Here is a 21,671-nt window from a genome sequence, read left to right on the forward strand (position 1 = left end):
ATTGAACATACAACAATTCGTGTCAAAGTAATTAATAATGTGACCCAGTTCACACATAAACCCAGCGTGATCGCTGGAGCGTTAGGAACGTATCTATTTCAACATCATGGAAATGGAGTTTGTATGACACAAGCAACGACATTCAAGTCTTGGTTAATTCAGCCTGGCCACCATAGGGAGCTAAAATCTATTTGCTCAAAAGCTAAGAATATCTTACAAAAGAATATCGCTGTTCAATCGTGGCAGGATCTTTACGGCTATTTTGAAGAAACGGTTGATGTAGACGACACCCACCGTACAATCTTTGACCCCATTTTTAAAAAGCACCCACCGACCAAGGAAAACGGTGCAACTGATCGGCAAATGAAAATTTATCGTGGCGCCAAGCCAGTTGAAATCGAAGAACCCGAGCAGAAAGAAGAAACGAGAGTGACCTATCGAGGTCAAGCCATTATCAAAAAGCGAAGTGAATCTAGGGACACCGCTTTGGAAACAACAGCAAGAAAACAGCGATACTATAGAGGCGCTAGAGTCGACTGAGGAATCAATTCATTCTGCTGAAACGGTAAGATGTGTAGTTTGATTTTTTAGTTCTCACTGTGCGTTGCGCGCCTCAAGTCTCAAAACTTCGGGTTAGCCTCCTTGAAGCGTTATTACCTATCTCTATTGACCCAAAAATCTACAATTAATGCATGAGGGATACTCAGCGGTACTTAGTGTCAGCGAACGAGCATGAAACGCACTAAGGGCAACCACTCAAAATAGCACCCCAAATAAAAAACCCCTGTGGCTTTCGCCACAGGGGTTTGGTTTTGGTGGAGCCTAGCGGGATCGAACCGCTGACCTCAACACTGCCAGTGTTGCGCTCTCCCAGCTGAGCTAAGGCCCCGAATTTGAGGGCGAGGATTGTATCAGCCTGCGACTTAGTGTCAATGACTAATTACCCTCAACCCCTACATGACTGGAGCCAGCGCATTGTATGCTTTTTCCTGCTTTTTCAAAGCCTTATTGCCGAAACCTCCAAGACAATTTATGGCATAACGAAGACGAGCCCGCGACATATCTGGGCCGAGAAGAACCATAGAATCCATCACGGAGAAGGAGGCAGAAGTCCCAGCGATGGCAATGAATATCGGCGCCAAGAAATCTTTGAGCTTGATATCCATCGCCGTAGCGAGCTCTTTCAGGTTGGTAAAGATAGCATCTCTTTCCCACACCCTTTCAGCTTCAAGCCGCCACAAAGCAAACTGAAGAACTTGTTTTTGCTGCTCCACAGGTAACTTATTGGCTTCAAATTGAGATTCGGTCAGAGAGAGATTTCCAGACAATAAGAACGCGGCTAACGGTGCGAAATCACTCAACGTTTCCATGCGCTGCTGCGCGTGAGGCAGTACCGCCATTAAATTTTCTTTATTGAAGCCCCAGTTGATCAAACGCTCAGCAAGCTGCTCTGGTGTGTTATTTTCTCGAATCCACAAGCCGTTTAGCCAACTTAGTTTTTCGAGGTCAAATATTGGCCCTCCCAACGAAACCCGCTGGATATTGAAGTTGTCGACCATTTCTTGGAAAGAAAACTTTTCACTCTCGTCAGGCATCGACCAGCCCATACGCCCCAAGTAATTGAGTAATGCCTCAGGCAAGATCCCCATGCGCTGGTAGTACAAAATACTGGTGGGGTTTTTACGCTTAGATAACTTCGATTTGTCTGGGTTGCGCAAAAGCGGCAAATGGCAAAATAACGGCATCTCCCAGCCGAAATATTCATACAGTTGAATATGCTTAGGGGTCGAATTGATCCACTCTTCACCCCGAATGACATGAGTAATACCCATCAAGTGGTCGTCAACTACGCATGCTAGATGATAGGTCGGCATGCCATCAGCTTTGAGCAACACCTGCATATCGACTTGCGACCATTCGATATCAATTTGCCCACGCAGCATGTCTTCAACACGACAACTACCCTCTTCTGGGATCTTCATGCGGATGACATAGGGGTCGCCTGCAGCCAATCGCTGATCGACTTCTTCTTGGCTAAGCCTTAATCCACGGCCATCGTACTTCGGCGTTTCGCCTTTAGCCATTTGCTCAGTTCGCATCTGATCCAGTTCTTCCGCCGTAGCAAAGCAGTAAAAGGCGTGGCCTTTAGCAACCAATTCCAACGCGTAGTCTTTGTATATCTCCTTGCGCTCGCTTTGTCGGTAGGGTCCGTTCGGTCCTCCAACATCAGGGCCTTCATCCCACTCCACGCCTAACCAACGGAGGCTATCTAAGATTGCCTGCTCTGACTCCGGTGTCGAGCGCGTTTGATCGGTATCTTCTATTCGCAATAAAAACTGCCCACCATGCTGGCGGGTGAAAGCGAGGTTAAACAATGCGATGTAGGCTGTGCCTACGTGAGGATCGCCAGTGGGTGATGGAGCAATACGCGTACGAACGGTCATAGATAAACCCAATAAAGCACTTTGGATGGGGAAGGTAGTCGCTGAGTTCGCCTAGACAAGAATACTTATCTTTACGGCACACTACCGAAAATTTAGGGAGCGAAGTTTGCCATAACCGCTAACTGAAACCAATGTCGCAACACTATCTGCGCGATGTTTATGGGAAGACGTCAAAGCTGAGGTACAATGCGTATCGACTATTCACTACACCACGATAGACTCATGCCCGCGTTCGACCACCGCTTTTGTATTGCCCCAATGATTGATTGGAGTGATCGCCATTGCCGTTACTTTTGGCGTTTACTGACCAAACATGCCGTTGTTTATACAGAGATGATTACAACCGGTGCAATTCTGCACGGAGACCGCGACCGCCATTTGCGCTTTAGCCATCAAGAACATCCAATTGCCATTCAACTAGGAGGTAGCGACCCAGCGCAATTAGCCGAGTGTGCAAAGATTGCTGAAGACTGGGGGTATGATGAAATTAACTTGAATTGTGGCTGCCCAAGTGATCGTGTTCAGTCTGGCAAGTTTGGCGCGTGCTTGATGTTTGAGCCAGAGTTGGTAGCCGAGTGTTTTCAGGCAATGAACAATGTGGTGAATATCCCCGTGACGATAAAACATCGCATTGGTGTTGACGAGCAAGATGAGTACGAAGACTTAGAACATTTTGTTCGTACTCTGGCTTCCGCTGAGTGCAACACCTTTATCGTGCATGCTCGTAAAGCTTGGCTGCAAGGACTCAGTCCTAAACAAAATCGCGAAGTACCACCATTAAATTATGAACGCGTCTATCAATTGAAACGCGATTACCCTTCACTGGAGATAATTCTCAATGGCGGTATCACAACACTTGAGCAATCTCAGACACATTTGCGCGCCCTCGACGGCGTTATGGTAGGACGCGAAGCCTATCACAACCCTTTCATGTTGGCCGATGTGGATGCCCTACTCTTCGATGAGAATAGTCCACAACCTTCAAGAGAATCTGTTTTACGCGGGTTCATGGAATACTGCAGAGACGAACTGGCACATGGCACTCGCCTGAACCATCTTTCTCGCCATATCCTTGGTTTATTCCACGGCCAACCAGGTGGCAAAAAATTTCGTCGGCACATAAGCGAACATGCACACCTTGCCACAAGTGACGAGAAGATTTTCGAAGAGGCTATAGCGTTAATTAGATAAAATGTAATGCGGTGGCAGAACGAGAGCTGAGTAAATATTGAGGTGGTGGGTTATTGACCTTCTAAGGTGTTCACCAGGTCACGAAAGGTATTTCGGTTTTTGTCGTTCATCTGCATTAAAATATTGTGCGCCTCAAGAACCCTTGCCTTCGCACCCTCTTCATCAATATCCGTTACGGTGATGTGACGGCACGGCTTATCAAAACAATGCTGGTCGTGGACGATTTCGAAAATATCATCAAAGCCCATGGTGTCGAGCAGTCGATTCACTGAAGGATTGGTGGAAAAAACCACAGGGACTAAACCGCAACGCTCTCGCGACATAATGGCAATTTTTGCCATCAGGCCAAGCGTTGTACTGTCTACGCATTGTGCTTCAGTAAGATCAAACACAATTGCGCAGGGGCTGGCTCCATTGAACATTGCTTCGATAAACTTATCGAATGAAATACAAAGCGTTAACCTAACGTCTCCCACCATTTTAATGACTTGGGTTCCGTCAGATTCAGCGACTAATATTTGTCCGGGCTGCAACTGCATATTAATGCCCTCTTGTGATCAACATAATAGCGATGTCATCGGGTGCGACGTCGATGTCTGGCATTCCTAGCGCGTCGCATACCACATCTATTGTGATCGCTCCCTTTAACTTAGACACAGTTTCCAGCAAAAGTGCCTCCTTATCTTGCAAGGTTTCTCCAGGCAGAATTTCTAATACACCATCAGAGAACAAAACCAATGCAAACTTCTCAGGAAGATTCTCCTCATAGACCTTCCAGTCGACGTTGCTAAAGATACCAATCGGCTTCCCTTTGCCTTCAAGGTAGCGAGCCCCGTCATCAGCTAACATGATCGGCATCGGCAAGTGTCCACCTACAGCATAGTGCAATTTGTGCGTTTTGCTGTCGATGTTGCCGTGAAACGACGTCAGATGATTGTTGAGACGCGTCGCGATTAGCTCTCGATTAATCCCCTGCAACAACAAATTCGGGCCATCGTTAAATACGAAGTCCTCGTTGCTTTGCTTAAATACACTTTTATCCCTCATGAGGTTTCTTACGAGGTATTTCAGCCAAATGGTCACAAATGCTGATGATGCGCCATGGCCTGCAACGTCTGTTAAATAAAAACCAAAATAGCGATCTAAAAAGTAAGCGTAATCGATGAAATCGCCGCTGAGATATAACGAGGGGTGTATGTGATAGGAAAATGTGTAGCCGGATCGAGTTACAGGATTTGGTGGCAACAATCGCTTTTGTACTTCCCTACCGGCTTTTTGGTCTCGCTCGAAAATACGTAAGTTACGCGAAAGCTCTTTGTTCTTTTCTTCTAGTTCCTCGCGATAGCGACGATTTTGTGTGATCAATTCGCTTCGTTCCAAGGCGCGATCAATCGAGTGGACTAACATCTCCATATCGACGATAGGCTTGGTGAGATAATCCGCTGCGCCTTGACGTAAAGCGCTGACAACGTCATTCATCACCCCAACACCGGAGATAACGATCACAGGTGTATCTGGCGAGATTGTGTGGATGGATTCGAGGACCGCCAAACCGTCGATGTTTGGCATCATAAGGTCGGAGAGAACAAGATCTGGTTTAAAGCTATCGAAACGTTCGAGACCTTCCTGGCCACTAGTTGCCTCGGCAATTACATAGCCACTATCTTCTAGATAAGCAACCATGCTTTCTCGTACCAACGCATCATCGTCAATGATGAGCAGTTTTCGACTATCAGCCCCCATTAACGCCCCTACTAACCCTGGAAAGTACCGCTGAAATCATAGCTTGCTACAAGTGTGGCGCATTAAGCCCAGAACATAATGGGCGCCTACACTACTCCTTTCTTATAGGCCGCGCAACCAATTCCCGTCACAGGTATTTCTCAGTACTTCTAGTCATTAACGCGCTATTTTGAGATTTTTTTGGACTTAGGATTTTGAAATAGACTATCCTTATGACACCTACTCCAGCAACGCAAAATGCTAATAATGAAGTGATGTGGGTGGCCAACAATCCAGATGAGGTAACAAAATGGATCGACTCAATCGCAGCTATAACGAAAAGCGTAATTTCATCCGTATGAAGGTGGATACTCCAGCCGAAATACTATTGGCGGATGGCAAGCGTGTTAAAGGTATATGCCGAGACCTGAGTGGCAGCGGTCTCTTACTTGAGACAAAGTCTGAACTGGATCTGGGCCAAGAGGTTCGCGTGCAACTCTCATCCCATCACGTTAACAGCCCAATGTTAAGAGCAAAAGCAATTATCACCCGTTCCCAACTTTCCAGGACCAAGAGCTACATTCTTGGCCTAGAGATACAAGAAATGCTCGACTAGATAACCCAAAAGCCCAGCTCGAAGCTGGGCTTTTTAATGCGGCCTATTTAGCGCTAGGCTTGCGCAACAACCATTAAAGACAGACTTACCCTAATAGCGCTGATCGGCCCCCTTAATTGACAAGTCAATTAAATCCCTGGGTCATCACTGTACTCTTCGCCGTATTCATCGTCGCCGAAGCTGTCAAAGTCGTCCTCAACATCGCCGTTATTTATTAGGTATTCACGTCGCTGGAAATACGCCTCTCTAAGAAATACGTACCGATCTCCACTCACAAACTCTTCCGCATCAAGCACGCCGGCCCTATCCACAATAAACCCAAAGGCTCTGGTCGAGTTACGAGTCGGCACGTGATCGACATAGCCAATGGGATCCGCATACCAATCGACGGGCAAGCCCGCCGTATCTCTGAGGTTACTTGGGCCTAAAAAAGGCAGCATGACGTAAGGGCCGTCCCCAACGCCCCACACAGCCAGTGTTTGACCAAAATCTTCGCCTTCACTCTTATCAAGGTGTATGTACTTGGCTACATCGAATAGCCCGGCTAGACCAATAGTGCTATTGATTAAGAAGCGGCTACTGTCGTTGGCAGCCTGACCCCACTGCCATTGCAGTACGTCGTTAAAGACATTACGCACTTCGAGCAGGTTGTCGAAGAAATTGCTAATACCATTCTCTACGGGGTTTGGCGTGACGGCTCGATAGCCTTTGGCCACGGGTTTCAGCACCCAGCCATCCACAGTGTCATTAAACTTAAACACTGCGCGATTAAAACCCTCATAAGGGTCCTTTTCCGAAGTCTGAACGGAGCTACAACCTGTTGCGACCAAAGCGCCAGCTATTACAAGAAGGGTCAATCCTAGACGTATTTTGAGCATAGAATCCTGCTTTAGAGTTGTTATCTTGAGTTATTTAAAGCGCCGTAGTATGCCGTTATGCGGCTCCTTTGTGAAGGTTGCGCGCTTAGTGCTCTACGGCTAGACACCGATAACCATAATTCAACGATGTTTGACCGTTATTGATATCAACCCACTGCCGGGTGATTTCCCAGCCATTGGGACACTTATCCGCAAGCTTTTGAAACAATAGCGTTTGCGCTGTCAAAGGCCCACCAGCTAGTGAAAATGATTCAGACAAATGCGCGCTCTGAACTGCTTTGTCCTGAGGGCTAGGTATTGAGGCCGTCGAGTTCACTTCATCAGGCGTGTTGGTTGTGGTCTGGACTTGGGGTTCACTGGAGTCATTCTCTTCGCAGTTTCCATGCAACGCATCGAAACGCAGCGAGTCGGCCATATCCACCGTGTCTTCGCATTTAGCGCTGACAAGTTGGCTCAAAGTGAACAAAGCGATTGAGGTTACTAAGGGTAGAATGATCTTTTTCATGGCAAGTTCCTATCGACCGGAAATCGGCTATTACACGAAAAAAGGGAGTGCAATGCACTCCCTAAGCGTTTTTCATACAATCCTGGAGGGGAAGCTTAGAATTTGTGTTCCAAGCCAAAGCCTAAAGCAGTCTCGGTACCTTCAATGCTTGGAATCGTATCGGCTTTTCCTGAGTTTTGCGTCGCATATACGAAAGCCTTTGTAGACTTACCTAGCTTGTGATCGTAACCCAGCGAAAGCGTGTCCAATTCTACGTCAAACAATGCATCATCTTCCGTTTGGCCGTACTGGAACTTGATTTTTCCCTTACTACCAACTTTCATCGCCGCGCTGACGAATATTCCACTTTCATCTCGATTATCACCACCGGTCGCCGCATCTTCATTTTGTTGAAGCATTGCACCGAGAACAACTGGCCCCAAATCGAATTGACCAACTAAGCGAACCAAATCTTGACCATCGATATCTTTGTCTGCAGCTAACGCTATATATACGTTATCGAAATCTAACTGAGCCGCAATTGAGATACCGTCAGCAATGCCGTCATCGCCAGTCTCTCCAGCTTTGTTATCACCACTGGGCACACCACTTCCTGCTGCATCTTCTGCGGGAGCGAAAGCTGCAGTAACCGATAAGGGACCCCAAGTCGGTGTGGTATACATGACGATATTGTTGATCCGGTTTTCACCTTCGAATGTATTTTTAATGTCACCGTATAAATCATTAAAAAGATCAATCTTATTCTGTGCTAATTTAGTCGGGGTATCGTGCTTGCCGCCAATAACGGTACCGAAACCACCGCTCAAACCGACATATCGGTTGCGTGCTTTAAGGTCAGTGCCATCACCCGCTGTATCGACTTCCCACTCTAGTTTGTAGATTACTTTGAGAGAGTCTGTTAAATCGGATTTGCCCTTCACACCAATTCGCGAAGCATTCGTATTGAGTTCCCATTGGCTAGCGTCGTCACTAGCTGCTCCAATCTCTAATTCTTGTTTTACGCGGTCTACAGTCAAATTGACCTTACCGTATAAAGTCCCATCGATTGGGCCTTCTGCAAACGCAGAGAATGGAAGTGCCGCCATGACAGCCAACGGAAGAAGTTTAAATTTCATCGGGTAAACCCTCTATATAAATTGGTAGTTATTTAACCGTTACATTACGGCTAATTGATGCTCTAGTAGATACCCACTGCTACCGAGCCTTCTTAACGCCATTGAGACATCGAGCTTGTCCTCAACTGCAGGGCGGATTTTGCGGTGACTATGTTACAGTTTTATGAAATGGTCACAAATATGTCATTTAACTGAAAATTATTCGTCACCTAATAGTCATATTTGCTTAAACGCGCCACCGCCTGACCAGTTTTTGTACGAAACTGGATTGAATTTAGGCGTTCGCAGATTAATTTAGAAAGAGGTCATTTCTATGACAGGGGAAAGGATGGAGTCTCGACGTTGATCGCTACTGGTAACCCGCAACAATACCTAGGGCTAACAGACGTTTGATCAGATCTTCACCAAACTGAAATATAGCGTCAACATCAGGTGCCTGCATTTCCTCGGCTAATACACTGAGCGCCTCGCGGACTGACAAGCTACCGTCATCAAGCAACGTCAGTAATCGGCTAGTCGGCGCATTACCCTCCATGAACTTAACATCATCATCTCGATTTCGGTAGACCACAAGAAACGTCGGAACATCTGGTGGCTCTTGAGGTTGATACTCGGTACCGATGTGATGGACTGGATACTGATAGGACAAATTCCAAGCTAACGGAGATAGCACAGGTTTGTCATCTAGCGATACAAATTCCTGCCGTAAACCGTGAGGAAAGACTTCGTTAGATACATCCAGAGCCAACTCTACCCATTCGTAATGAGCCAGTTCTAAAATGAAGGGAGGGTCGTTACTTAGGTCTCGCTCATTTTGTAAATAAGCGAGGAACTCCTGGCTTATTTCTAAAAAGTAAGGTGTATGTGACTCGTGGCGTTGAATAAAGTCTCGCACCATCCCTTTCCACGCACCATCGTCGTAAAGACTTTTCAGGATTGGAAAACCACTACTAATAAAACCTTCGATATTATTGAAGATTAGTTCTCGATAGATTTTTAAGCGTCGCTCTTCAATGTTGTTGAGCGGAGATGTTGAGCGCAAGTTTTTATTTTCAGGAAAACGAAGGTGATCAGCGAGTAGTTTTTGCGTGCTGGCGAAATCGAGTCCAGTCATAATGTCCGCCTTACCTAATAATAACCAAGTCGTCGCCGATAGAACTTTGTCTATGATCGTCGCTCGCAACTGCATTTTTTGCCTGCAGCGACTTTATAATGGCAAGCTCTTTAAGTAGCTCATCAACCGCAGGAATATTAAAGTCGCGTTCGAGGAGAGTTGGGATAACGCCAAAACGTTTATACGCTGCATCCAGTAAGTCCCAGACGGGAGAAATCACGTCAGCGCCGTGCGTATCTACCCTTAAATCTTCAGCCTCTTCGTAATGACCTGCAACGTGAACATAGACAGCGCGATCACCCGGCAACTGATTTAGAAAATCGTTTGGATCGTAGTGGTGATTAATGCTATTCACATAAATATTGTTTACGTCGAGTAATAAATCACAATCTGCTTCTGAAATGACTGCATTAATAAATTCTATCTCAGACATCTCTTGAGATGGGGCGCAATAGTACGAAACATTTTCCATCGCAATGCGTTGCTCGAGAATATCTTGCACTTCACGAATGCGGTTAGCCGTGTGTTTTACCGCCTCTTCTGTGAAGGGAATTGGCATCAAGTCATATAAATGCCCACTGTCAGAGCAGTAACTGAGGTGCTCGGTATAATGTTGAATACCATGCTCTTGCATGAGTTTTTTTGTGGCTTTGACCAAGTCATAATCAAGCGGGTCAGTAGAACCAATTGAAAGACTCAAGCCATGGATAACAAACGGGAAGCGCTCGGTATACTCGCGAAACTTTTTACCGAGCCTCCCGCCTAAGCCAATCCAGTTCTCTGGCGCAACCTCCATAAAGTTTATGTCGTCGGTTGTGGCGTTTTGGAGATCATCAAGAAGACATCGCCTTAAGCCTAAACCTGCGCCAGAGAGAGTACCTGAATTGGTCATAGTTTTACCTTAATGTAAAAAGTGGAGATTAAGATTTGCCGCCGCACTTACCTTCGCCGCATTTACCTTCACCACATTTACCTTCGGCTTTCTTGGCGTCTTTATCACCGCCGCACTTACCTTCACCACATTTGCCTTCACCACATTTACCTTCGGCTTTCTTGGCATCTTTACCACCACATTTGCCTTCGCCGCACTTGCCTTCACCACATTTTCCTTCGGCGTCTTTTGCCGCAAGATTGTAGCCTGATGACAGGTCAGATGACGCAAATGGATTTTCAGATGCGGAAACTGAAGCTGACAAGCTAGCTGATGCTAAAAATGCCGCGCCCACTGCAGCCGCGATTGGGGTTAATGTTTTCTTCGCCATGATGTTTCTCCTTGAGAGTGTTTAAAACTAAAACATTGTTAAAACTAGATATAGAGCAGCGCTCCTACCCTACTTTGTCACTCGCGAGTATGACCCAATACCAGTGACTAAGTTCGTTACGGAAGCACAAATTGTGAACTTGGTTGCGCCTGTATGATTCACCATCATTAGACTTGCTCTAGTTCGCGATGAGTGCTCTGTGAGTTGGACGATACCAACCGTTCCTCTACCCATGTATGTATTTGCTCAAAGTGGTCAATACAACTTTTAGGATGCTTGAGCATGGCCGTAGAAGTATAGTCTCGCAAATTACCACCTTGCTTACTGATAACAATCATACGTCCATCATGCTCGCCCAGTTCATTAATCAAGAGGCGACAATCATCGACATTGCCCCATAACGCGTTTTTGCGATTAGCCACATAAAGGCTCGGGGGCAACAGCTTGTCTCGCAAACCCTGTCGATAGTCAAACCCATCGACAGGATCCAGCCACTCAGCTGCCGTGTGCCACTTCTGGATCGCGTCTAAGGTCGCTTTGGTCTCAGCCTTCACAGGGTCTGAAAACGGGCTTTTACAATACCCCAACACCAAGCTCTGCAGCTTCAACAGAGAAGACCAGGCTTGATATGACAAAGCCTTACGCCAACCATGTAATGAACAGTGCCGACCGGGAGAGATATGAATCATTCCGGCGACAGGCGCCATTAACTGAGCAATACGCGCGTAACTACCCAAAAGTAACAAGCTTCCTAAACCTTGCCCTAACCAGAATTGGGGCTCCCCAGGACGCAGCTTTTCTAGCATCCCCAGATGGGCTGGAATATCTTCACAAATGGCTTCGTGAACCCCTGAGGTCATGGCACGAGAGGCTGACGGCCAGCTAGCGCCTTTGCCTCTCAGCTCAGCAAGATAGACATCAAAACCTTGATTCGCGAGATAAGGTGCTAATCCACCCAGTCCCTTGGAGGGTAAAAATAACTGCGTAGATTCTAGGAAACCTGGCACCATGAAGATTGGTACGCCCGAGGCCTGTCGAAAACAACGGCGTAATTCGAGCTGATGTGCGCCAACTTGCACATTATAGGATTGAACGCGGAGACGAGTGCCATTCCAGGTGATATTTTGCATGAACTCCGAGAACCGTTTTTAGCCCCGCCGCTTATTATTGTATGCATCACCGGGCAACATTAAACCAAGGAAAATGGCGATTAGGCCGCCGCCATTCTAGGCGATGGGCGAGCAAGGTGCCAGTATTGACGCCGCCCTTTTGAGGATTATCGCTAAGACTATTTTCTTAGATCCTTCCACTGTTTTTCAGCCAGCAGCCACTGTTTATCGAGCCGCTTTTCAGAAATGGGGGACTTGGTTTTCATTGGCTGCGCAAATAGCGAGATACGGTATTCCTCTAGCATCCAGCGGAAGGTCGCCAGCTCAGGGCACAAGACTAACGCTTCCTCATTGGTAGACTCCCAGTAGCTCTGCAAACGTGCTAGCTGAGGTTGAATGAGATCGATATTCGCTAAATCTTTCTGTATTTGCGCGTCGGACTTCTGAATACGCGACTGGATAGCCGCAAAGTAACGTTGATATTGCTGTAACCATTCTAACGGTGTAGAGAACAAAAAACTGGGTCGTGTTAGCTGCTTTATTTGCTCCGCAATATCTTCACTAATCGGTTTAAACGTTACCTTGATTGACCGGTCGCTCAAGGCTGAGTGTATTTGCGTAATGGCTTTGCCAGTCTCCAATATCAATAATTCAAGCTCTTGGGCGCGTTTCGTTAAGCCTAATTGCGCCTGTTGTACGGCAGTCTCGAAGCTCGCCTCATCTCGTGGCAACGATTCTTTACCCGTTGGGCAAATTATCTGCTTTATCGCAGCACAAATGACATCATCTTTTAACTGTTTCGCGTCGCCCATTGCAACTAGCTGCAAGCCGATAGTTTTACCTTTGAAGAGATTTTTTTGTAGATACTTAACTTGTTGCTTTAATGCGATGGCAATTAAGCGGACCACACCACGCTGATGGGTAAAAAATGCTTGGGTCGGATTATCAAATAACGTGAGATCAACATGCTCGGCTTTATCTTGCAAGCCAGGATAACCTAACGTCTCAATGCCTTTGTTTTTAATGTGCTGACTTTCAGCAAGTGTACCGATAACCCACTCGCTGATGTTCTTTCGCTCTATGTCGTTACCCACTGACTTCAAGGTGGTTTGCAATCGATCACGATATTTCGCACGCAACGCGTGAATATCACGTCCGTGATCAATAACCTTACCCTTTTCATTAAGAATACAAATATTGAAACAATAAAATGGCTCTACTTCCACTTTTGAAAACACATCGTCGGGAATCTCCACACCTTTAAGGCGTCGTAAAACACGACTTAGTTCTTGCCACAAAGGGATATCACCTCGTTTTAATTCCGGCATTGCCTTATCAATATAGTCTGGAACCGGCACAAAGTGTTTTCGCCATTGCTTGGGTAACGATTTCACTAGTTGTATACATTTATCGCGCAGTAATCCCGGCACAAGCCATTCCAACACATTCGGCTGTAACACATGGAGAGCATGGACAGGGACCTTCAAGTTTGCCCCGTCATTTTCCGAACCTGGCTCGAAATGATATTCGATGATAAAGGACTGTTTTCCAACAACTAATTCGTCGGGAAATTGCGCTTCGGTAATATCCACTGCGGCGTGCTGCATTAGCAAATCACGGGGAATGTAGAGCACTTGTGGATTGTCGCACTCAATCTTTTTGCGCCAGTTATCGAAGCTGCGACGATTGACGACATCTTGCGGTATACGCTGGTCAAAGAAATCGAACACAACGCGATCTTCTGCCAAAATATCCCTTCTACGGGACTTAGCCTCCAGCTCCTCAACTTCCTTATACAATCGTTGGTTGTGCTGCCAGAACTCCTGCGACTGACTAGGCTTTGATTTTTCTTTCGAATGGTTGCTCTGATGTTTTTCTAAACGTCGCTTCTCCGGCTGATACTTGCCATCGACTAGAGCAGCTCGAATAAATATTTCGCGCGCGAGGGGTGGATCAATCTGACTAAAGTTAACTCGTTGCTTCTCAACTAACACCAATCCGTACAGCGAAATTCGCTCGTAGGCCATAACCTGGCCACGTTTACTATCGTAATGCGGTTCATAATGTTGCCGTTTAACGACGTGATCAGCGACTTTCAACACCCACTCTGGCGAGATCTTTGCGACCCCATGCGCGTAGAGTTTAGTGGTTTCTATCAGTTCTGATGCAACGATCCATTTGGGTGTTTTCTTGAATTGAGAAGATGCTGGAAAAATATTAAAGCTGCGATTGCGCGGCCCCATATACGCTCTTTCATCATTTAGGTTTCCGATGTTACCCAGCAGCCCTGTTAGCAGCGCCAAATGAACTGCCTCATAATTCGCTGGCTCTTTATTTTCTTTAAGACCTAAATGTTTGCAAGAAAGCCGCAGCTGGTGATGTAGATCACGCCATTCTCGTAAGCGCATAAAAGACAGATAGTCTTTTTTACACAGATTCCGAAATTGGCTATTCGAAAGTTCTTGGCGTTTTTCTTCCACGTAACGCCAAAGGTTAATCAGAGCTACAAAATCTGATTGCTCATCCCAAAAACGCCTGTGCTTTTCATCCGAGGCTTGCTGTTTGTCAGCCGGACGTTCCCTGGGGTCTTGAATAGTTAACGCACTGACTATAATTAATAGTTCTTGTAGACAGCCAAATTTATCGGCGGCCAAACACATGCGAGCCAGTTTCGGGTCAACAGGTAAACCTGTCAGTTTTCTCCCCAGTTGAGTGAGCTTTTCGCCTCTCCCTAATGCCTGAAGCTCTTCAAGCAATTTAAAGCCGTCGTTAATCAAGCGAGAATCGGGGACATCAACAAACGGAAAGTCCCTTATATCCCCAATGCGTAGCTGTGCCATTTGCAGAATAACGCTGGCGAGATTACTCCGCATAATCTCTGGGTCGTTAAACTCGGCGCGCTGCTGGAAATCGTCCTCTTCATACAAACGAAAGCACACACCTTCGGCAACACGACCGCTTCGCCCGGCACGCTGATTCGCGCTCGCTTGTGAAATAGCTTCGATAGGTAGCCGCTGCACTTTGGTACGATAGCTGTAACGACTCACTCTAGCGTAGCCGGGATCAATCACATAACGAATACCCGGCACGGTAATCGAAGTTTCTGCCACATTGGTAGCAAGCACGACCCGTGTGCCACGGTGTGATTTAAATACCTTGCTTTGCTCAGCTAGACTTAGTCGAGCGTAAAGCGGAAGCACGTCAATATGGGGTAAGTTTGCTTTGCGTATAGCGAGCGCGGTTTCGCGTATCTCTCGCTCACCGCTTAAAAACACCAGAATATCACCCGGCCCGGTTTCCGCTTTGCCGTGCAGCCCTTGATTGATTTCCGAAATAATTTCAACAATGCTACCGGCTTGATCCATCTCATCGTTAAACTCAGGCCGATACTGAATATTCACGGGGTAGGTACGCCCAGACACTTCAACCACCGGAGCGTCATTGAAATGTTTTGATAGTCGCTCTACATCAATCGTTGCTGACGTAACGATGACTTTTAAATCAGGCCTACGGGGCAATAACTGCTTTAGATAACCCAACAAAAAATCAATATTTAGGCTGCGCTCATGGGCCTCATCGACAATAATGGTGTCATAGCGGTTTAGGAATTTGTCCCGCTGAATCTCGGCCAACAAGATGCCGTCAGTCATTAATTTGATGTGAGTTTCTGTATTACTATGATCAGTAAAACGGACTTGATAGCCGACCTGCTCACCCAAACTAACGTTCAACTCTTCAGCAATCCTATCTGCTACCGTACGTGCAGCGATGCGCCTCGGTTGCGTATGGCCAATCATTCCAGCCACGCCACGACCGAGCTCTAAGCAGATTTTAGGAAGCTGTGTAGTCTTACCGGAACCCGTTTCACCGGCAACAATAACAACTTGGTTATTGCGAATCGCGTCGGCGATATCATCCCGCTTTTGCGATACAGGTAACTCTTCAGGGAATTCGATCTTTGGCAAACTAGCGAAGCGTTGCAACTTTCGGGTGGTCGAATCCCGATATAAACTCGATAATTGTTCAACGATTTTATCGACTGGCTTGTTGGATGATTGCCGCTCACGGAGACTGCGTTGAAGCTTGGATAGCTTGAAGCGGTCACTCAACATACAGTCGTCGAGGACAATAGATGCGGGATTAAAAGAAATAGAAGGAGCTGCTGTCGGATCGGCCATAGTGAAAAAGTGGGATGCCTACTAGCCTCTATCGAGACAGGTAGGCAATACCTTCATCTAAGCCCGCCAAGGTTAGTGGATACATCTTGTCTTCCACTAATTCTTTGGTCATTTCAATGCTTTGTGTATATTGCCAGTGGTCTTTAAAGGTTGGATTTAACCAGATAACCTTATCGAATGTATCGCGAACGCGCTGCATCCACAGGTAGCCTGGCTCTTCATTCATGTGTTCGACACTTCCAAACTTATGGGTAATTTCATACGCACCCATCGTTGCGTCGCCGACAAAAATCACTTTGTAATCACTGCTATATTTATGCAAAACATCCATCACATCCATGGTGTTTTGTTGGCGGCGATAGTTGTCTTTCCACACACGCTCGTAGAGAAAATTATGGAAGTAAAAATATTCCATGTGCTTAAATTCGGTCTTGCAGGCCGAGAATAGCTCTTCACAGACTTTTACGTATGGATCCATCGAACCGCCAACATCGAAAAACAACAACACTTTCACTGCATTGTGTTTTTCTGGGACCATTTTGATATCAAGCAAACCGGCGTTACGCGCTGTGGAACTGATCGTATCATCAAGATCTAATTCGTCAGCTGCACCGGTTCGCGCAAACTTACGTAATTTACGTAGGGCCATTTTGATGTTGCGGGTACCCAGCTGAACGGAGTCATCGAGATTTTTATACTGTCGCTGATCCCAGACCTTAGAGGCCGAATTATTACCGCCTTCACCACCAATGCGAATACCGCCCGGGTGGTAACCACTATTTCCAAATGGCGAGGTCCCGCCGGTGCCAATCCACTTGTTACCGCCCGAATGTTTCTTCTTTTGTTCTTCAAGACGCTTTTTAAATTCTTCGATTAGTTTTTCCAAACCACCGATTGACTCAATCTTCGCCTTTTCTTCGTCACTGAGTGTTTTCAGAAATTCGCTGCGCAACCAATCTTCTGGAATAATGGCCTCAATAATATCATCGATATTTTCAAGGTCTTTAAAGTAAGCACCGAACGCGCGGTCAAATTTATCAAAGTATTTTTCATCCTTGACCAAACAGGTACGCGACAACAAATAAAAATCATCGATACTGCCAAACGCCACGCGTTTCTCGAGTGCTTCCAATAAGATCAATAGCTCTTTCAGTGAAACGGGCACCTGCGAGTTACGCAGGCCGTAGAAAAAGTTAATCAACATAACCTTTGACCTCAGGTGATGACCTTAGCGATTTTCCCTTCTAACCATAAAAGCGAGCCGCTCGAGCATGTGAACGTCTTGCTCGTTCTTTAGCAACGCGCCATACAGTGGTGGAATAGCTTTCGTTGCATCACGGTTTTTCAGTACTTCATCGGGAATTTCATCTGCCATCAACAATTTGAGCCAGTCAATTAGTTCGGACGTTGAGGGTTTTTTCTTTAGGCCTGGTACCTTGCGAACATCAAAGAAAATGTCCAGTGCGTCATTCACCAATTCTGTTTGAATTTTGGGGAAATGAACGTCGACAATCGCTTTCATTGTCTCGCGCTCTGGGAAATTGATGTAGTGGAAGAAACAGCGTCGCAGGAATGCGTCCGGCAGTTCTTTTTCGTTGTTACTGGTAATGATAACAATGGGGCGGTGTTTCGCTTTAACTGTCTCGCCAGTTTCGTAAACAAAGAATTCCATTTTATCAATTTCAACCAATAGATCGTTTGGAAACTCAATATCGGCTTTATCGATTTCATCGATCAGCAACACCACTTGCTCGTCGGCGGCGAACGCTTCCCACAACTTTCCACGCTTAATGTAATTGCTGATATCGTGTACTTTGTCGTCACCCAGTTGAGAGTCCCGGAGGCGTGACACAGCGTCGTATTCGTAAAGGCCTTGCTGAGCTTTTGTTGTTGACTTGATGTGCCACTGGATCAGTTTTTTGCCCAGTGCACCGGCCACCTCTTCCGCCAACATGGTTTTACCTGTGCCTGGCTCTCCTTTGATCAACAAGGGCCGCTCCAACGCTACCGCGGCGTCTACCGCCATTCGCAAGTCATCGGTAGCAACGTACTTTTCGGTACCTTCAAATTTCATGGACTATTCCTCTACTTCACATCCGGCAGGTGCTGGTGATCAATTGCTATAAAGCCGCAAATTCTACCACAGGAGTGTTGTATAGAATAATCATGTGTTTGAAGAGAATATTTAGCGATAAATGCTATTTATACTTTCGGGAAACGGGCGTGATATCAAAATCAGTGGCCAAGGGAAGCCTCTATGCAGCTTTGAGGTGCCGAAGAATGCCGACTATTTATCGTCTTCTTCTTCGTCTAAGTCATCTGAGGAAAAGTCATCGAGCGAGAATTCGACATCTGTAACGCCAAGCTCTTCTCCGCTATCCTCTTCTTCGATATCACCGGCATCGAGCGGGGGCGGCTCTGGCACCTCGGCGGGCTCATCATCGCTTTCCTCCTCAACGACATCGGCAGAGAGATCAAGATCTGCAGACAAGCCAGGCTCCTCTTGAGGGGCTTCCTCTTCTCCCGACATGTCCGCCATACTGGGGGCGGCTTCAGGAGGGGGCGTTTTATCGAGGTCTTTAGCTGTATTGGCGACCAACTCGTCGACATCCTCATCCTCAGCCTCTGGTTTTTTGCCCATTATCATGCGATAGGCAAAAAAAGCGGCAACTAATATGATGAGATTCCCCACACCTAAACCGATATAGAGCCAAAGTTTACTACTTTCTTCCTGATCTTCTTCTGGTTGTGTTGCTGCCAGTTGCGATGCTTCAGGCTCTGGAGTGATAGGTTCGGGTTCAGCCTCAACTGCTGGCTCCACATCATCCTTAGGCATCTCATCTAATGGTTCAGGTTCAACCTCTGGTTCAGTTAGCGGAGGTTCCTGCTCAGGAGCTGATCCACCAAAAGGATCATCACCATCAGGGTAGCGGAGACGAATTGGATTTGGCGAATACTCGTATTCGCCACCGGCACTATCTACCGCATTGATCCGTATACCAATATCAAACGTGCCTTCTGAACTAGCGGGCAAGTCCAACACCCAACTATCAAATTCGGTAAGCGTTAACGGCTGAATGCTATTTCGACCTTCGGGATCTTTTACCCTCGCTGCAACACGTGTGTCGCTGTAATTAATATCGTCACCAAAGCTGCTCACGGTGATAATAAAGTGCGTTTTTCCATCGATAATTTTTTTATCAACTTCTGTAGCAAATGGTTTTCTCACAGCAAGCGAATGGGAAAACTCACGTTTAAAGCTTTTTCCATCCACAACAACTTTTAGGTCGTAGTATGCTTCAGTACTAAACACGCTTAACGTCTTAGAATAAATTCCATTGCTCGGCACACCGGGGTCCGAGAGTGATTCACTCCATTGGTCGTCGCCACCTCGTTTGCTGAGCATATAATCAACATCTAACAATTCTAAAAAGTCTCTGCGGGTAATGGTTTTTCCATCCTCGCTAAGAAGAAGGTTCAATGTCACTAAGTCATCTATGTAGATATTGTTCTTTAGAGGCTTGACGATTAAATTCAGATTACTGACCACTGTGACGCGACTATTCGGCTCTAAATCAGCGAGTATTTGCCATTCACCTTCAACTGGCTTGGACACTGTGATCAGGTCATATTTTTCCGTATGGTGCCAGTTAACGTATTCAGATTCCTTAGAGTAACGATAGGTCTCTTGATCGGGGCCCACCAATGCCGTTTCAGGGCTACCAGGCGATGGAAATACCAACGCGGTAAACTCTTCAATACTCGAATCAACCACAAAACTGTTGCCCTCTAAGGGCAATTGCTCTGCCGGCGCAGCGCTATTGAATGCCTGTAAAAACGCCTCCATTAATGCATCGGCTGTCCCGGCTACCGACGTCACACCATCAGTGCCCGCCGCTAATCGATTCATTAATTCAGAGTCAGCGTTTTCAGAAAGAGAAATAGTATGAATGGTAAAACCAGCATCTTTAAATTTAGGCAGGAGCTGATCAACAATGCGGCGCCATTCTTGTTGGTTTTCATCTGTATCTCGTGAGATATCAACCATGCCATCGGTTAATAAAATGAGATGAGTATTATACTCATCATTAGGTCGATCGAGATCGTAGGCTGCTTTTTCCAGCGCTTCACCAATATTGGTAAAAAGGCCTGTGGAGTTAATATCTTCTGCTTTAGAGCTTGCCGTTTTGCGCCATGTGTCATTGACCTCGCGATGAGGAACCAACATGTTCACGTAGCGCCCAAAAGTCCAAACCCCTGCCTTGCTACCATCGGGCAACAACTTCACCAACAGATCAACGGCCGGCTGACGTAAGTTGTTGGGGTCATTTTTCTTCATACTGCCAGAGACATCGATTATCAACCTCACGTCTGGCGGCTTGGGTTGATCGTCTTGTGCGAACGTAAGGTGTGATGCGGTGAGAAATAAGAATGGAATTATAAATATTCGAATGAACCACAAACGCGAGCTATATCGACGTTGATATGCGACTTTTGTCTGCTGATGGCATCCTAACCGGTTCACCCGATGTCCCTCATATTAAAACCCTTTATCACCAGCCTATGCTCGTGATCCTACTTGCCCACTATCACTAGATGAGCAAATCGACTGTGCGGCGTCCCTTATCCGTCAGATACCAACGCACACCATTTTTTCCCGATATTTTTCCCGCCAGATTACGGCCAACCAATACGTTGAGAGTTTTAGCCATCGTTGTTTCATCGCTGCCTGCTTCGTTACACAAGCCCGCCATGGAACGGAAAATATAGCGACCACACCCTAAAATTTTAAGTACTCGGCTAGATGTCACATCAAGCTCTTCTTCAACATAGACATCATCCTCAGAACCTTGGGAATAATCATTTTCGGTCTCTGTCTCAATTAAAGGTATCAGCTCTTCTTGGATAATTTTCAAATCATGAGAAATAACATCTGATTTTGTTTTAGCCAAATTCGCTTCGCGTAGAATGCGCTCTGACATATTGACAATAACAAAGCGCGAGGCAATAGCGGCAATCAGGCAAAAACCCGTGTAAATAAGCAGCCTGGATGGATCTCCCTGAATCTCCAAAATTAAGTCGCTATTCACCAAGTCTAGCACCACTGGCACCAAGAACGATGCGCCTGTTCCAATGACGATACAGCGCGGCAAGCTCGCTGGATCACTATCATCTTGGTTCATCTGGTAGTAGTTAATCAGACCGCCAAAAACACCCGCGATCATCATGACTGCCGCCAGAATAAAAATATGGTCTGCCATATCTCACCTCTATTCTTCTAGAATTTTTTCGACAATGGGTCGTTCTCCGCCAAATAATTGACGGTTTGGTAATTAAATACGCTCCCTTGTCAGTTAAGCAGCAAACGTGCCGGATTCCCTTGGCACCTGAGAGAAAAATACAGCTTATGTCTTGTAGTTATAGCAGCTCTTGAGGACTTATCAATTTCTTGGGGACAGGTTAGGAGAGAAAATCTAAGAGAAGCAAACAGCACCAGGCGCGGAGCTAAAATGCTTTCAATAAGGAATGCGGGATAT

18 protein-coding genes and 1 tRNA gene are annotated in these 21,671 nt (G+C 46.3%); 3 read left to right on the plus strand and 16 right to left on the minus strand.

The window, feature by feature from the left end:
* The first annotated feature begins 123 nt into the window (after positions 1-123).
* Entirely contained in the window at positions 124-540 is a 417-nt protein-coding gene (locus ACZ5NB_RS10450) for a hypothetical protein (protein ID WP_460233559.1), read from the plus strand.
* Positions 541-813: 273 nt separating this feature from the next.
* Here ACZ5NB_RS10450 and ACZ5NB_RS10455 read toward each other — a convergent pair.
* Both ACZ5NB_RS10455 and gltX read right to left on the minus strand, forming a co-directional pair.
* Positions 814-889: transfer RNA gene (locus tag ACZ5NB_RS10455), tRNA-Ala, on the minus strand.
* A 64-nt stretch (positions 890-953) separates the two neighbouring features.
* Positions 954-2,444, minus strand: a complete 1,491-nt coding sequence (gene gltX / locus ACZ5NB_RS10460) for a glutamate--tRNA ligase (protein WP_460233560.1) — start codon at positions 2,442-2,444, stop codon at positions 954-956.
* Between the two features lie 222 nt (positions 2,445-2,666).
* Here gltX and dusA point away from each other — a divergent pair, with 222 nt between their 5' ends.
* Entirely contained in the window at positions 2,667-3,635 is a 969-nt protein-coding gene (gene dusA, locus ACZ5NB_RS10465; RefSeq protein WP_460233561.1) for a tRNA dihydrouridine(20/20a) synthase DusA, read from the plus strand.
* 50 nt (positions 3,636-3,685) lie between these two features.
* Here dusA and ACZ5NB_RS10470 read toward each other — a convergent pair whose 3' ends face one another.
* Together ACZ5NB_RS10470 and ACZ5NB_RS10475 are read right to left on the minus strand one after the other, a co-directional pair.
* Positions 3,686-4,174: an STAS domain-containing protein gene (locus ACZ5NB_RS10470; RefSeq protein ID WP_460233562.1), complete on the minus strand. Its 489-nt coding sequence runs from the start codon at positions 4,172-4,174 to the stop codon at positions 3,686-3,688.
* A 1-nt stretch (position 4,175) separates the two neighbouring features.
* Complete coding sequence (locus tag ACZ5NB_RS10475) at positions 4,176-5,378, minus strand: response regulator (RefSeq protein WP_460233563.1); 1,203 nt, start codon at positions 5,376-5,378, stop codon at positions 4,176-4,178.
* A gap of 289 nt (positions 5,379-5,667) precedes the next feature.
* Between ACZ5NB_RS10475 and ACZ5NB_RS10480 the strand changes: the two genes are divergently transcribed.
* Entirely contained in the window at positions 5,668-5,973 is a 306-nt protein-coding gene (locus ACZ5NB_RS10480; RefSeq protein WP_460233564.1) for a PilZ domain-containing protein, read from the plus strand.
* A 128-nt stretch (positions 5,974-6,101) separates the two neighbouring features.
* Here ACZ5NB_RS10480 and ACZ5NB_RS10485 read toward each other — a convergent pair whose 3' ends face one another.
* The 12 genes from ACZ5NB_RS10485 to ACZ5NB_RS10540 all read right to left on the minus strand — a co-directional run bounded on the left by ACZ5NB_RS10485 (position 6,102) and on the right by ACZ5NB_RS10540 (position 21,395).
* Positions 6,102-6,851: an MlaA family lipoprotein gene (locus tag ACZ5NB_RS10485; RefSeq protein WP_460233565.1), complete on the minus strand. Its 750-nt coding sequence runs from the start codon at positions 6,849-6,851 to the stop codon at positions 6,102-6,104.
* A gap of 85 nt (positions 6,852-6,936) precedes the next feature.
* Positions 6,937-7,356 carry a hypothetical protein gene (locus ACZ5NB_RS10490; RefSeq protein ID WP_460233566.1) on the minus strand — a complete coding sequence of 140 codons (420 nt, stop codon included), beginning with the start codon at positions 7,354-7,356 and terminating at the stop codon, positions 6,937-6,939.
* A gap of 95 nt (positions 7,357-7,451) precedes the next feature.
* A complete protein-coding gene (locus ACZ5NB_RS10495; RefSeq protein WP_460233567.1) occupies positions 7,452-8,471 on the minus strand; it encodes a porin in 1,020 nt (339 codons plus the stop codon).
* Positions 8,472-8,820: 349 nt separating this feature from the next.
* A complete protein-coding gene (locus ACZ5NB_RS10500) occupies positions 8,821-9,585 on the minus strand; it encodes an HvfC family RiPP maturation protein (RefSeq protein WP_460233568.1) in 765 nt (254 codons plus the stop codon).
* Between the two features lie 10 nt (positions 9,586-9,595).
* Positions 9,596-10,477 carry an HvfB family MNIO-type RiPP peptide maturase gene (locus ACZ5NB_RS10505; protein ID WP_460233569.1) on the minus strand — a complete coding sequence of 294 codons (882 nt, stop codon included), beginning with the start codon at positions 10,475-10,477 and terminating at the stop codon, positions 9,596-9,598.
* Between the two features lie 28 nt (positions 10,478-10,505).
* A complete protein-coding gene (locus ACZ5NB_RS10510) occupies positions 10,506-10,847 on the minus strand; it encodes an HvfA family oxazolone/thioamide-modified RiPP metallophore (RefSeq protein WP_460233570.1) in 342 nt (113 codons plus the stop codon).
* A 167-nt stretch (positions 10,848-11,014) separates the two neighbouring features.
* On the minus strand, positions 11,015-11,977 hold the full coding sequence (locus ACZ5NB_RS10515; RefSeq protein ID WP_460233571.1) for a serine aminopeptidase domain-containing protein: 963 nt from the start codon (positions 11,975-11,977) through the stop codon (positions 11,015-11,017).
* 158 nt (positions 11,978-12,135) lie between these two features.
* Positions 12,136-16,134, minus strand: a complete 3,999-nt coding sequence (gene hrpA / locus ACZ5NB_RS10520) for an ATP-dependent RNA helicase HrpA (RefSeq protein WP_460233572.1) — start codon at positions 16,132-16,134, stop codon at positions 12,136-12,138.
* Positions 16,135-16,162: 28 nt separating this feature from the next.
* Entirely contained in the window at positions 16,163-17,338 is a 1,176-nt protein-coding gene (locus ACZ5NB_RS10525) for a vWA domain-containing protein (RefSeq protein WP_460233573.1), read from the minus strand.
* Between the two features lie 24 nt (positions 17,339-17,362).
* Positions 17,363-18,208: an AAA family ATPase gene (locus ACZ5NB_RS10530; RefSeq protein WP_460233574.1), complete on the minus strand. Its 846-nt coding sequence runs from the start codon at positions 18,206-18,208 to the stop codon at positions 17,363-17,365.
* Between the two features lie 213 nt (positions 18,209-18,421).
* The gene (locus ACZ5NB_RS10535; RefSeq protein WP_460233575.1) at positions 18,422-20,659 is read right to left on the minus strand and encodes a VWA domain-containing protein; all 2,238 of its coding nucleotides are present in this window, start codon (positions 20,657-20,659) and stop codon (positions 18,422-18,424) included.
* Between the two features lie 67 nt (positions 20,660-20,726).
* Positions 20,727-21,395, minus strand: a complete 669-nt coding sequence (locus tag ACZ5NB_RS10540) for a YEATS-associated helix-containing protein (protein WP_460233576.1) — start codon at positions 21,393-21,395, stop codon at positions 20,727-20,729.
* Positions 21,396-21,671: the final 276 nt, after the last annotated feature.

The sequence above is a fragment of the Aurantivibrio plasticivorans genome (genome assembly GCF_055392955.1).

Excerpts from the sequence above, each read along its gene's own strand:
- ACZ5NB_RS10450 (WP_460233559.1), top strand. The coding sequence starts at position 124 with ATGACACAAGCAACGACATTCAAGTCTTGGTTAATTCAGCCTGGCCAC.
- gltX (WP_460233560.1), bottom strand. The coding sequence starts at position 2,444 with ATGACCGTTCGTACGCGTATTGCTCCATCACCCACTGGCGATCCTCAC.
- dusA (WP_460233561.1), top strand. The coding sequence starts at position 2,667 with ATGCCCGCGTTCGACCACCGCTTTTGTATTGCCCCAATGATTGATTGG.
- ACZ5NB_RS10470 (WP_460233562.1), bottom strand. The coding sequence starts at position 4,174 with ATGCAGTTGCAGCCCGGACAAATATTAGTCGCTGAATCTGACGGAACC.
- ACZ5NB_RS10475 (WP_460233563.1), bottom strand. The coding sequence starts at position 5,378 with ATGGGGGCTGATAGTCGAAAACTGCTCATCATTGACGATGATGCGTTG.
- ACZ5NB_RS10480 (WP_460233564.1), top strand. The coding sequence starts at position 5,668 with ATGGATCGACTCAATCGCAGCTATAACGAAAAGCGTAATTTCATCCGT.
- ACZ5NB_RS10485 (WP_460233565.1), bottom strand. The coding sequence starts at position 6,851 with ATGCTCAAAATACGTCTAGGATTGACCCTTCTTGTAATAGCTGGCGCT.
- ACZ5NB_RS10490 (WP_460233566.1), bottom strand. The coding sequence starts at position 7,356 with ATGAAAAAGATCATTCTACCCTTAGTAACCTCAATCGCTTTGTTCACT.
- ACZ5NB_RS10495 (WP_460233567.1), bottom strand. The coding sequence starts at position 8,471 with ATGAAATTTAAACTTCTTCCGTTGGCTGTCATGGCGGCACTTCCATTC.
- ACZ5NB_RS10500 (WP_460233568.1), bottom strand. The coding sequence starts at position 9,585 with ATGACTGGACTCGATTTCGCCAGCACGCAAAAACTACTCGCTGATCAC.
- ACZ5NB_RS10505 (WP_460233569.1), bottom strand. The coding sequence starts at position 10,477 with ATGACCAATTCAGGTACTCTCTCTGGCGCAGGTTTAGGCTTAAGGCGA.
- ACZ5NB_RS10510 (WP_460233570.1), bottom strand. The coding sequence starts at position 10,847 with ATGGCGAAGAAAACATTAACCCCAATCGCGGCTGCAGTGGGCGCGGCA.
- ACZ5NB_RS10515 (WP_460233571.1), bottom strand. The coding sequence starts at position 11,977 with ATGCAAAATATCACCTGGAATGGCACTCGTCTCCGCGTTCAATCCTAT.
- hrpA (WP_460233572.1), bottom strand. The coding sequence starts at position 16,134 with ATGGCCGATCCGACAGCAGCTCCTTCTATTTCTTTTAATCCCGCATCT.
- ACZ5NB_RS10525 (WP_460233573.1), bottom strand. The coding sequence starts at position 17,338 with ATGTTGATTAACTTTTTCTACGGCCTGCGTAACTCGCAGGTGCCCGTT.
- ACZ5NB_RS10530 (WP_460233574.1), bottom strand. The coding sequence starts at position 18,208 with ATGAAATTTGAAGGTACCGAAAAGTACGTTGCTACCGATGACTTGCGA.
- ACZ5NB_RS10540 (WP_460233576.1), bottom strand. The coding sequence starts at position 21,395 with ATGGCAGACCATATTTTTATTCTGGCGGCAGTCATGATGATCGCGGGT.